This window comes from Catenuloplanes indicus (assembly GCF_030813715.1).
In the GTDB taxonomy this organism is placed as follows: Bacteria; Actinomycetota; Actinomycetes; order Mycobacteriales; family Micromonosporaceae; genus Catenuloplanes; species Catenuloplanes indicus.
Map to the genome: position 1 here is coordinate 594543 of NZ_JAUSUZ010000001.1, position 11286 is coordinate 605828.

Below are 11286 nucleotides of genomic sequence, written 5' to 3' on the forward strand. Positions count from 1 at the left end.
CTCAGAGAGTAAGAGTGATCAGCTGTCCCCGGTGGTCCGACCCGCCCTGCGGCGAGACCAGCTCGCACCGATGCACTTCGATGCCTTTGCCGAATGCCCAGTCAAGTCGCCACAACGGGAGACCGAACCGCTGCCAGGAGTACGGGTAGAGGCCGTCGTTCGCGTCGTCGAGGCCCGGCGGCAACCGCCGTCGATCGCCCATCGCCGGTGAGGTGTTCAGGTCCCCGGCCAGCAGGATCGGCTGATCGTTGCCCGCGACGTCCACCGCGAGCGCCCGGAAGCTGGCCTGCCGCACGTCGTAGCGGGCGAGCGCGTCCCGGGCGGTGTCCGGGTCCCGCAGCGGCAGCGTCACCACCGGCACCGGCAGGTGTGCGTTGTAGACCGACAGCGCCCGCCCGCCGACCTGCAGATCCGTCCGCAGCGTCTTGACGGTGTAGTAGGCCGGCATCAGGGTGTCCGCCGGTGGCAGGTCCGGCCAGGGCCGCTCCAGGAACGGTCGTAGGTCCACCTCCCGATGCGTCGTGATCGGGTATCGCGACACGGTGACCAGCTCGCCCGAGATCGCCACGTGCCAGCCGGGGAACTCCGTGCGCAGCCGGCCGTTGTCCGGTACCGGCAGCGGGCTCCAGTCCGGTTCCAGGTACAGGAACTCCTGCAACAGGTACACGTCGGCTCGCTGCGCGTGCAGGTGGGCGTAGAATGCGTCGGCGTCCGGCGGCGCTCCCGGGGACTGTTCCCAGTAGAACGTGTTCCACGAGTAGACCCGGATCGCGTCCGCCGGTACCGGGCCGGGCCGGTGCCACAGCGCCGAGGCGTAGACGCCGTTGCACGACCAGCCGAGCGCCAGCGCGCCGACCGCGAGCGCCACCCCGAACCACCGGCGTGCGGCAAGCCCGAGGACGGCCAATAGCAGTGGCACGCCGAGAAACGCGAGCGGTGGCAGCAGGTCGGGCAAATTCCACCAGTAGACCCGGCCGGACAGCAGCCGGTGGGCGGCCGTGAACACCAGCCACACCGCGGACAGGACGGGCACGGCGACAGCTGCCCGGCGCCGTAGCGTGACGGTCAGCATCACAACGTCCCCTGCGCGACCACGACCAGCAGCCCGGACAGGGCCGCCCACAGCGCCGTGTTCGCGACCAGCACCGGGTCCCGGACCAGCGTGTGCACCGGGTTGCCGCCCTTGTTCTGCACCAGGACCAGTTGCAGGTACCGAAACAGCGCGAACAGCGCCGGCGGGGCGAGCAGAATCAGGCCCAGCGTCCCGGAGCCGGTGTGCGGGGCCTCCTGATGCAGGTAGAGCAGGTACGAGGCCGCGGTGAGCGTGGCCGACAGCAGCATCAGCTGCTCGGTCAGCCCGACCGTGTATCCGCGCAGCGCCGGCCGGTGGGCGTGCCCGGTGCTGAGCAGTTCCTGCCGCCGTTTGCCGAGCGCGAGCAGCAGGCACAGGGTGAGCACGGAGGTGAACAGCCACCCGGCGACGTCCGTACCGGCCGCGAGGTGCCCCTGCAGCAGCCGGAGGATGAACCCGCCGGAGATCAGGAAGACATCCAGCAGCGGTACGTGTTTGAGGCCGAGCGAGTAGGCGACGTTCAGCAGCAGGTACGCGGCGACCGGCCACCCGGTCGCCGGAGTGAACCACAGCAGCGTCACCACCAGCAGCACCGACACCAGCAGCGCGAACCCGGCCGCGGCCGCCGGGGAGACGGCGCCGGACGCGATCGGCCGGTGCCGCCGTGCCGGGTTGGCCGCGTCCCGGTGGCGGTCGGCGAGGTCATTGAGCACATACACCAGCACCGAGCTGAGCGTGAACGCGGCGACGGCACAGACCAGCCCGGCCAGCGAGGGCAGGTTCCAGGCCAGCGGGTCCAGCAGCGGAACGGAGATGACCAGGATGTTCTTCGGCCACTGACCCGGTCTCGCCAGGCGCAGCAGACCGGGCAGCAGGACGGCGGGCGGGGCGGCCGCGAGCACGGTGGGGCGGCTCATCAGAAGAACGCCTTCGCCATGCGCAGCGCGCCCTGCGACCAGGCGTCCCGGCTGGTTCGCCCGGCCCTGCCGGTGTCCGCGCGGGTGCGCCACCAGTCGAACGTGCGCAGCAGCGCGTCCACGTTGGAGTAGGTGGGCGTGAACCCCAGCCGGCGAGCCGCCCGGTCGGTGCTGACGTAGGAATCGGCGAGCAGCTTGTGCAGCAGCCGGTCGTAGACCGGGGACAGGCCCAGCCGGCCCAGGCCGCGCAGGGCCAGCAGCGCGGGCCGGGCCGGGATCGGGACGACCCGCCTGCCGTGCCCGGCCGCGTCGAGCACGGCCTGGAAGTCCTCGCGGAGCGTGCCGAACTCGGTCGCCGCGATGTTGTAGGTGTCGTCCGCGACCTCCGGGTCGGCGCGCAGCACGGTCAGCACCGCCGCGGTGAGATCCTCGACGTGGCACATCTGGATCCGCACGTCGCCGCGGCCGAGGACCGGGAAGTGCCGGCCTTCCTCGGCCCACTCGAACAGCATCGCGAACAGCCCCATCCGGCCGGGCCCGAGAAACGTCTTCGGGCGCAGGATCGGTACGCACAGCCCTTCGGCGCGGGCCTTCTCGGCGATCTGTTCGGCCGCGGCCTTGGCCTCGCCGTAGGTGTCGATCGGGCTGCGCGGGAACTCCTCGGTGGTCGGCACGACGTCCGGCAGGCCGTAGACCGCGGTGGTGGAGATGTGCACGACCCTCCGGACCCGTGCGCCGATCGCGGCGCTGAGCACGCTCCGCGTACCCTCGATGATCGTTGATCTGATCTGTTCGGCCGGGTAGCTGGGGAGCGCGGACGCGCAGTGGACCACCGCGCCGGCGCCCCGGAGTGCGTCGGTCATCGCGGTCCGGTCGCGCACGTCGGCCACGGTCACGCCCGGTGCGGCGCGCAGGTCGACACCGCGGACCGCGAGTCCCTCGGCGGCGAGCCGGCGCATCACGAACCCGCCGAGCATGCCGGTCGCACCGGTCACCACGGTCACCATGCCGCACCGGCCTTCTCGCGTACGAACGCGGTCAGCAGCCGGGCCAGACCGACCTCCAGCGTGGCGTCCAGCGCGGTCAGGAACCGTTCCAGGTCGGCCGGCTCCGCCATCAGCGTCGGCGCGACCATCAGCGGGTTCTCGGCGTTCGGGCTGTAGTAGGTCATGATCCGGTGCTCGCGGTAGAGATGGGCGATGACCGACAGTGTGATCAGCTTGGTGCCGAACCGGGGGTCGTTGGTGAAGCCGGGCATCAGCTTCCCGGCCAGGTCGAGCAGCTTCGGGCCGCGGTTGAGGAAGACACCGTAGAGCGAGCCGACGCCGGCCACCCGGTCGACGACGTCCGGGTGTTGTTTGCGGATACGTTCCAGGCCGCTGCCGAGGATCTCCTCGATCCGCCGGGCCCGGCCGGGAAAGTCGTCCTCGACCACCACGTTGACCGCCTCGATCGCGGTCGCGGTCTCCTCGCCGAAGCCGTAGTAGGTGGTGCTGTGCAGGATCACGTCGGCGAGCCGGTCGTAGGCACGCCGGAACAGCCGCTCCCGCGCGGTGTAGCCGGAGATGGACGCCTTGCCGCCGCCGAGCGACTTGGAGTAGGTGAGGATGTCCGGCAGCAGCCCGTCGTGGCGCATGAAGTAGAACAGGCTGCCGGTCTTGCCCCAGCCGGTGTACACCTCGTCGAAGATGAGCACGATGTCCTCGTCGGTGCACATCCGGCGGATCTCGTAGAGCTGCTCCGCGGTCCAGCAGCGCAGGCTGGACGCGCTGTACGGCTCCAACATCAGCGCGTAGACGTCGCAGCCGCCGTCCGGCCGCCGGGTCGCCTCGATGCGTTCCCGGATCGAGGCGACGTCGCCGTAGTGGTACACGGCAGCGTGCGGCAGCCCGGGGAACCGGAAGTGGTTCTCGGCCGACCCGGTGAGGCTGCCCGCACCGAGCGTCTTGCCGTGGAAGCTGATGTCGGCGCGCAGGATCGTGTGCCGCTTCCCGCCGTGATACTTGTAGGCCATCTTGATCGCACCCTCGTTCGCCTCCGCGCCCGAGTTCGGGAAGTACGAGATCCGCAGATCGCCGGGCAGCAGCTCGGCGACGTTGTGCGACAGGGCGGCCAAGTACGGCGAGAAGAACGCCTTGTGCACCTCGAGACGCCGCTCCGCGGCGAACCGGGCTCGGGCGGCCATGATCCGCGGATGGTTGTGCCCGTGGTTGAGCACGCCGACCCCGCCGGACATGTCCAGCACCCGGCTGCCGTCGCGCATGTACACCCACGCTCCCTCGGCGTGCTCGACCAGGTCACGGCCGAACCCGAACGTGGTCATCAGCGACACCTGCGACTTGCTCACGTAGGCCCGGTAGAGCTCGTGAACCTCCTTCGTGGACAGTTGCTCGGCCTCTTCGATCCCGATCAACCTGGGCATCGCTCATCTCCTCGCCGGGTCCGCGGCAACCGCGGACCGTCTCCATCGGACGACTTCCACAACCGTCATCACCAGCCCGCCGAGCACGACCTCGCCGAGCGTCGTCACCAATCGGCTGGCCACCGCCACCGTCACCGCTGCCGGTAGCGGCAGCACCAGAGCGAGCGCGCCGGTCAGCGCCACCTCCCGCACCCCGATCCCGTCCGGCACCACGAACGCCAGCACCCCGAGCACGGTCGCGAGCGCGAACCCGCCCACGCACAACGGCAGCGCCGCGACCGGATCGGCGCCCATCGCCACCGCGAGCAGCCAGACGTGTACACCGCTGACCAGCCAGGACGCGATCTGCCAGCCGATCGACACCCGTACCACCTGGTCCGGCACGTCCGGCACCGGCCGCCGCAGCACGCGGAACGCGGCCGCGATCGGCCACTGCGGGCGAACGAGCGCCACCGCCACCGGTATCGCGGCCGGCACCAGCCACCACCCGCGGTCGCCGAGCGTCTGAACCGCTGCCAGCAGGCCCAGCGTCAGCCCGGTCAGGTGCGTCACCAGAGCACCGACCGCACCGGAGATGATCATCCGAGGCGCCGTCACACCGTTCGCGGTCGCGACCTTGACAGCGGCGAGCATGCCGGGCACCTTGCCGGGCACGTACTTCGCGAGGAAGCCGACGAAGAACACGCGCAGGACCTGAATCCAGCCGACCGGCGGGCCGAGCGCAAGCAGGATCACCCGCCACGACAGCATTCCCCACACCGGTCCGGCGACGGCCGCCCCGAGCGATGCCGTCAGCAGGCCCACGCTGTCGCGTGCCGCCAGTTCCCCGACGACCGACCAGTCCTGGCCGGCCAGCGCCCGCGCCAGCGCGATCACCACCACTGCGGAGAACACCCCGCCGGCGACCCACCAGAACGTTCTCATCGGGCCAGCACCCGTACCGCGCCGGGCAGCCCCGCGATCAGCCCGCACACCAGCGCCCCCTGCGCCAGCAGATGGATCCCGGATGCGGTGAGCATGAACCCCACACCACGCAGCCGGTACGCGAAGCGCAGGAACTCGTGATTGGCCAGCAGGATCACCCCGCACAGCAGGGGCAGCGCCGGCGGCAGGACCGGGACCAGCAGCGCGGCCGCAAGCGTGACCTGCGCGGACCGGTCGAGGTGCGCGAACCGGGCCGGAGACATCATCGCCACCCGTGCCCCGCGTGCCCCGTCCCGCTGCCGCAGCAGCGTGCGGGCCATCAGCGCGGGCTTCGTCCGGGCACGGGTGAACTGCTCGGCCAGCAGCGGCCCCAGCCGCTCCTCGTCGTCGTGGCGGGTCAGTACCCGGTCCGTGGCGATCAGCCGGTACCTGGCCGGCAGCCGCGTCCCGAACTCGTCGTCCTCGCCGTCGCGCAGCCGTTCGTCCAGCCCGCCGGCCTCCTCGAAGACCGAGCGGCGGATCAGGCTCGCGGCCAGCAGTGCCCCGGTCTCCCGCCCGACCGCCCGCCGGCGCCAGAAATGCTCGAACGCGACCCGGTACGCCTCCACCGGCCCGTCGTCGAACAACGGATACGGCTCATAGATGCCCTGCACCATGCCGACGTCATCGCCCAGCAACCGCACCGCGTTCGCGATCGCATCCGGCGCCGGAGCCGTATCCGAATCGACGAAGAACAACAACGGCGCGGTAGTGCACCGCACCCCCTCATTACGCGCCGCCGCCGGACCGCCGTTGACCGGCATCTCCACGAGCCGGCAATCGAACTCACGCGCGATGTCGGCCGAACCGTCCGTGCTGCAATCGTCGACCACCACGACCTCGACCGGACGGTACGACTGCCCGGCGATCGCGGTCAGGCAAGCCCGCAACGTCTTGGCCTTGTTGAAATTCGGCACGATCACCGCCACCGGCTCAACCATCACGCCTCACCCCGGGCCAGGGCGTGCGCGGCCCGCAGCACGCCGACGCCGGTGGCGACCACCAGCAGCGCGTACAGCAGCGTGTGCATCGCCGTCGTGTAGAGCGCGAACCGCGCGCCCCGGAGCCGGTAGGTGAACCGGATGAACCGGTGGCTCGCCGCGGTCGAGGCAGCCAGCAGGCCCAGCCACGCCGGCAGCAGCGCCGGGACGGCGACCGTCACCGGCAGCACCAGCAGGCTCAGCCCGGCAAGCAGCAACCCGGTCCGGGACATCGCACCGACCCGCAAGGTGGGGCCCGGATTGCGGCGGGCACGCAGCATGACCAGCGGTGTGTCGACGGCGAAGCCGAACTGCTCGCGGACGAACGGCAGGAAACGGTCCACGTCGTCGTGCCGGGTCAGCACCGCGTCCGTGACGACCAGCCGCCAGCGCGACGGCATCCGCGTACCGAACTCGGTGTCCTCCCCGGTCCGCAGCCGTTCGTCCAGCCCGCCGGCCTCCTCGAAGACCGAGCGGCGGATCAGGCTCGCCGCCAGCAGCGTGGCGGCCCGCGGGCGCCCGACCGCACGCCGGCGCCAGAAATGCTCGAACGCGACCCGGTACGCCTCCACCGGCCCGTCGTCGAACAACGGATACGGCTCATAGATGCCCTGCACCATGCCGACGTCATCGCCCAGCAACCGCACCGCGTTCGCGATCGCATCCGGCGCCGGAGCCGTATCCGAATCGACGAAGAACAACAACGGCGCGGTAGTGCACCGCACCCCCTCATTACGCGCCGCCGCCGGACCGCCGTTGACCGGCATCTCCACGAGCCGGCAATCGAACTCACGCGCGATGTCGGCCGAACCGTCCGTGCTGCAATCGTCGACCACCACGACCTCGACCGGACGGTACGACTGCCCGGCGATCGCGGTCAGGCACGCCCGCAACGTCTTGGCCTTGTTGAAATTCGGCACGATCACCGCCACCGGCTCACTCATCCCCGGCTCCCCAGTTCGCCGCGGTGCCGAGCAATGCCAGCCCCGTCAGCGTGTAGAGCAGCTCGACGGGCATCCACCACGCGTGCTCCGGCACCGGCGCGAGGCCCAGCACGTAGACGATCCACCAGGGCAGCGGCAGCGCGAAGACGACCCACAGCACCCGGCTGCGGACGACGGCCAGGATCGGCAGGCACCACACCCAGTGCGAATACCAGGTGACCGGCGACACGAGCAGGCCGGTCACCGCACACAGCACGATCGCGTGCAGCACGCGGCCCCGGCGATGCGCGATGACCGCGACCGTCAGGCCGGACACGCCCACGATCAGGCTCAGTACGATCCAGACGAGCGTCGGCGCGCCCGGCACGAGGTGACCGACCGCACCCCGGACCGACGTGCCGAACGCGTCCTCGCCCGGCGGCCGGGTGCGGGAGCCGTCCAGGAACATTCCGGACCAATACCTGGTGGACGGGCCCGGCAACGCCAGGAACCCGGCCGCGACCGTGCCGGCGAACGCCGCGGCCGCGGTCAGCCCGGCCCGGATCCGGCCGATCAGGAACAGGTAGACGATGAAGATCAGCGGGGTGAGTTTGATGCCCGCGGCGAGCCCGGTCAGCACACCGCGTGCCCGGCCGCGGACCAGCAGCAGATCGGCGAGGACCATCGCCATCAGCAGCAGGTTCACGTTACCGAGCAGCAGTGTCGCGGCGACCGGTGAGAGGAGCAACGCGCCGGCGGTCGTGTACCGGGCCAGCCCGGCCGCGGCTGCGGTGGTCCAGGCCCAGTAGGCGGCCCCGGGCACGAGCAGGGCCAGCGGCGTCAGCAGGACGGCGGCGAACGGCGTGTAGACGAACCGGTACCCGTGGAGATCCACCTCGTACGGCGAAAGCCCGGCGAGCACCGCCTCACCGGCCGCCCGGTACACCGCCAGGTCACCACCGGGCACCCAGCCGACCCCGGCCCGCGCCGCGACCGCCTGCGCGACCACGACGCCGGCGACCGTGGCGGCCACCACGACCGCGCCCCGGGGAGCCGTGCGTGCCGCGAGGACGGTCATCGGCGGGCCAGCCGCGCGAGCGTGCCGGCCGCCGCGCCCGCGGCGGCGGTGAGCAGGTAGAGCAGATGCAGACCCGTGAAGCCGAGCCCGAACCGGACACCGCGATCGGCGAACACCCGGCGGTACGTACGACCGTCGCACACCACCGCCACCGCGATCAGCCCCGCCGTCACCGCAAGTCCGGCCGGGCCGGTGACCAGCAGCAACGGGATCGCGGTCGATGCCGCGGCGAGCAGCAGAACGCTGGCCATGACCCGGTCGGCCGAGCCGGACGGGACCTGGCCCCGCCTCAGTTCCAGAGCGGTCTCCCGGGTGCGCAGGAACACCTTCGGCAGCAGCACCCGCAACGTCCGGTCGTGGTCGTGAACGCCGGTGATCGCCGGGGTGCTGCGCAGCTCGTACCGCTGAGTGATCCGGCGCGCGTACTCCGGTGCCTCGGTGTGCCGGGAGTCGGTGAACGGGCCCAGTTCACGGAAGACCCGGGCGGGCATGGCGCAGATCGCGGTGTGCAGATCGTTGATCTGGCCCTCCTGTGCGAGCCACCAGTGATACATCTGCAACGCCCGGTACTCGGCGACGAGGCTGTGCGGGGTCAGCGACCGTGGTCCCAGTACGCCGCAGATCGCACCGAGCGCGGGGTCTGCCTGCAGCTCCTTGACGGCCGCCGCGATGCTGTCCGGTGCCAAGGCCACATCCGCGTCCAGGAAGAACAGGATGTCGCCGGTGGCCCGCGCCGCGCCGGCGTTGCGGGCCCCGCCCGGACCACCGTTGACCGGTAGCCGGAGCACCGTCGCCCCGGCCCCGGCCGCGACCTCCGCCGATCCGTCCGTGCTCGCGTCATCCACCACGAGGATCTCGACGGGCCCGTAACCCTGGTCAAGCACTGAGCGCACGCATATGGCCACTGTGAGTGACCGGTTGAAACATGGCACGACGACAGACACGAGTGGCTGCACGGGGTCGGCTCCTTCGCGGATTGGCCGGCGGCAACGGGGATCTCGGGGCGAACGAGTGATGACTGGACATCCATCCAGGGTGATTGCCGCCGATAGTTTGTCGGTCCCCCGTTCGGCCGTCAACCCCTCATAGATGTCGATCTTTGCTCGTCAGAACGGGTCTAGACTCGATCTCCACCGGCGCGCTAGGGTCCGGAGTCGGAGCTTCGATCCACGTAGGACTGACCGATACGATCCGTTCGGCTCGAGCCCGGTGGTCCGGGGTCAACGGTGACCCGAAGCGCGTGATCACGGTGATGGACGACGCCGTGCACCCGATGGTCACGCAACACACCCGTACCGGGAACCGGCAGAAGCGGCTCTCCCAGGGTTCAGGCCGGCCCCGGCCGGCTTCGTGGGCACCCGCCCGCCAGCCGGATCCGCCGTGGAACCGATCCGGTCCGACGGACATCCGAGCACCAGTGGCCCGGACGGCCGCGGCCAGGCCCGAGGAAGGTCTTCGTGAAATCGCCGTCGGCCGCGACGGTCGCACCGACGGGCCTCGGGCCGGCGAGGAACGCGGCCACCGCCGCGATGTCGGCCGGCTCGGCAGACGTGCCGAGCGGTGAAACCGGCCGGCACACTCGTCGTCGGCGCCGGCGACACGATGCCGAATCGGAGGACGGCGAACTCCTGGAGATGAACTTCCCGCGCGAGATCCAGACGGGGCCGCCGGCGCTTGCTGCGGTGCCCGGCGACCAGTCGGTGTGATCTACGGAGGGCCGGTCGAGTTCCCGCTCGGCTCCGCGGTACCGGGCACCAGCGGACTTCGCCCTGTCAAACCGCGGCCGGCCCGCACGTGCCGGGACCGGCCCCCAGCGGGTGCTACTTCGCTTTCCCGATCGACAGGATCTCGGGCACGGCGTCGCGGCGTACGGCGTCGTAGAACGACTTCGCCTTCTCGGTGTCGGCGAGCACGACGCTTTCGGCGCCGATCTGGCCGGTTCCCGTCGTCGGGCTGGTGATGAACGTCAGATTCTCCGATCGGAGATGACGCATGTCGACGGCCATGTCAGCGATCGACAACGTCTCGTCGACCGTGACCGCGTCGGCCGTGGCCCGCAGGAACGAGTTCAACTGCCCCGGGCTGGTGAGCATGCCTCCGGACACCGCCTTGTCCAGAATGGCCTTGATGACCTGTTGCTGGTGCTTGATCCGGGTGAAGTCCCCGTCGGCGAACGCGTAGCGCTCGCGCGCGTAGTCCAGGGCCGCGGCGCCGTCCATCGTCTGCCGGCCCTTGACGAACGTGCGCCGCCCGTCCGGGTTGAGCGAGTGCGTCGACGTGAAGCCCTCCGCCACGTCGATCTCCACGCCGCCCAGCGCGTCGACGATGTCCTTGAAACCGGCGAAGTCGACGAGCGCGACGTGGTCGATGCGCACCTGGGTGAACTTCTCCACCGTCTGCACCATCAGCGGGATGCCGCCCCACGCGTACGCCGCGTTGATCTTGGCGTCCTGACCGCCTTGGCCATCCTTGGTCTTCGGCACGCTCACCCACGTGTCGCGCGGGATGGATATCAGCTGGGCACTGGACCGGCCCTGGGCCAGGTGCGCCAGGATGATGGTGTCGCTGCGCGAGCCGGACGGATTGTCCGGATCCCGACTGTCGCTGCCGAGAATCAGGATGTTCGTCGCATCCGCGATCGCCTTGACCGGCCGGTCGGCCTCGGGCACCTGGTCGAATGCCTCCACCCGCTCGATGTCGCCCTCGACCGAGCGCAGGTAGAGGCCACCGGCACCGATGACTCCCACGCCCAGCAGGACCAGCACCAAAAGGACGATGAGGACGATCCGGCGGGCGCGGCGGCGTGGCGGCCGGCCGGGCACCGCCTCGGCGACCTGCGCGTCGTCCGGCTCGGCGAGTTGCGATGGATGTGACATGCCGCGATGGTACTGACCGGCCGCGACAGCCCGCAGCTGCCCACCGGCGACGCAC

General features: G+C 70.8%; 11 protein-coding genes. 1 reads left to right on the plus strand and 10 read right to left on the minus strand.

The features are described from left to right. Position 1 precedes the first annotated feature (1 nt). Genes J2S42_RS02990 through J2S42_RS03030 form a run of 9 tightly spaced genes read right to left on the minus strand, consistent with a single transcriptional unit; the run spans position 2 to position 9311 of the window. The gene (locus tag J2S42_RS02990; RefSeq protein ID WP_307234953.1) at positions 2 to 1072 is read right to left on the minus strand and encodes an endonuclease/exonuclease/phosphatase family protein; all 1071 of its coding nucleotides are present in this window, start codon (positions 1070 to 1072) and stop codon (positions 2 to 4) included. Continuing rightward, entirely contained in the window at positions 1072 to 1989 is a 918-nt protein-coding gene (locus J2S42_RS02995; protein WP_307234955.1) for a UbiA prenyltransferase family protein, read from the minus strand. The genes J2S42_RS02990 and J2S42_RS02995 overlap by 1 nt, the downstream gene beginning before the upstream one ends. Then, positions 1989 to 2996, minus strand: coding sequence for an NAD-dependent epimerase/dehydratase family protein (locus J2S42_RS03000; protein ID WP_307234957.1), 1008 nt, complete (start codon positions 2994 to 2996; stop codon positions 1989 to 1991). The genes J2S42_RS02995 and J2S42_RS03000 overlap by 1 nt, the downstream gene beginning before the upstream one ends. Continuing rightward, the gene (locus J2S42_RS03005; protein WP_370879140.1) at positions 2990 to 4411 is read right to left on the minus strand and encodes an aspartate aminotransferase family protein; all 1422 of its coding nucleotides are present in this window, start codon (positions 4409 to 4411) and stop codon (positions 2990 to 2992) included. Before J2S42_RS03005 ends, J2S42_RS03000 begins: the two co-directional genes overlap by 7 nt. 3 nt (positions 4412 to 4414) lie before the next feature. Next, positions 4415 to 5335: a lysylphosphatidylglycerol synthase domain-containing protein gene (locus tag J2S42_RS03010; RefSeq protein WP_307234959.1), complete on the minus strand. Its 921-nt coding sequence runs from the start codon at positions 5333 to 5335 to the stop codon at positions 4415 to 4417. Beyond that, positions 5332 to 6315, minus strand: coding sequence for a glycosyltransferase family 2 protein (locus tag J2S42_RS03015; RefSeq protein ID WP_307234961.1), 984 nt, complete (start codon positions 6313 to 6315; stop codon positions 5332 to 5334). Before J2S42_RS03015 ends, J2S42_RS03010 begins: the two co-directional genes overlap by 4 nt. Beyond that, positions 6315 to 7298 (minus strand): glycosyltransferase family 2 protein, encoded by a 984-nt coding sequence (locus J2S42_RS03020; protein ID WP_307234963.1) that lies wholly within the window; start codon positions 7296 to 7298, stop codon positions 6315 to 6317. The genes J2S42_RS03015 and J2S42_RS03020 overlap by 1 nt, the downstream gene beginning before the upstream one ends. Further along, complete coding sequence (locus J2S42_RS03025; protein ID WP_307234965.1) at positions 7291 to 8355, minus strand: glycosyltransferase 87 family protein; 1065 nt, start codon at positions 8353 to 8355, stop codon at positions 7291 to 7293. Before J2S42_RS03025 ends, J2S42_RS03020 begins: the two co-directional genes overlap by 8 nt. Further along, positions 8352 to 9311, minus strand: a complete 960-nt coding sequence (locus tag J2S42_RS03030) for a glycosyltransferase family 2 protein (protein ID WP_307234967.1) — start codon at positions 9309 to 9311, stop codon at positions 8352 to 8354. The genes J2S42_RS03025 and J2S42_RS03030 overlap by 4 nt, the downstream gene beginning before the upstream one ends. A 501-nt stretch (positions 9312 to 9812) precedes the next feature. On the opposite strand from J2S42_RS03030, the gene J2S42_RS03035 reads away from it, so the two are divergent. Then, complete coding sequence (locus tag J2S42_RS03035; protein WP_307234969.1) at positions 9813 to 10061, plus strand: hypothetical protein; 249 nt, start codon at positions 9813 to 9815, stop codon at positions 10059 to 10061. 114 nt (positions 10062 to 10175) lie between these two features. Here J2S42_RS03035 and J2S42_RS03040 read toward each other — a convergent pair whose 3' ends face one another. After that, complete coding sequence (locus J2S42_RS03040; RefSeq protein WP_307234971.1) at positions 10176 to 11231, minus strand: LCP family protein; 1056 nt, start codon at positions 11229 to 11231, stop codon at positions 10176 to 10178. Between the last annotated feature and the right edge of the window lie 55 nt (positions 11232 to 11286).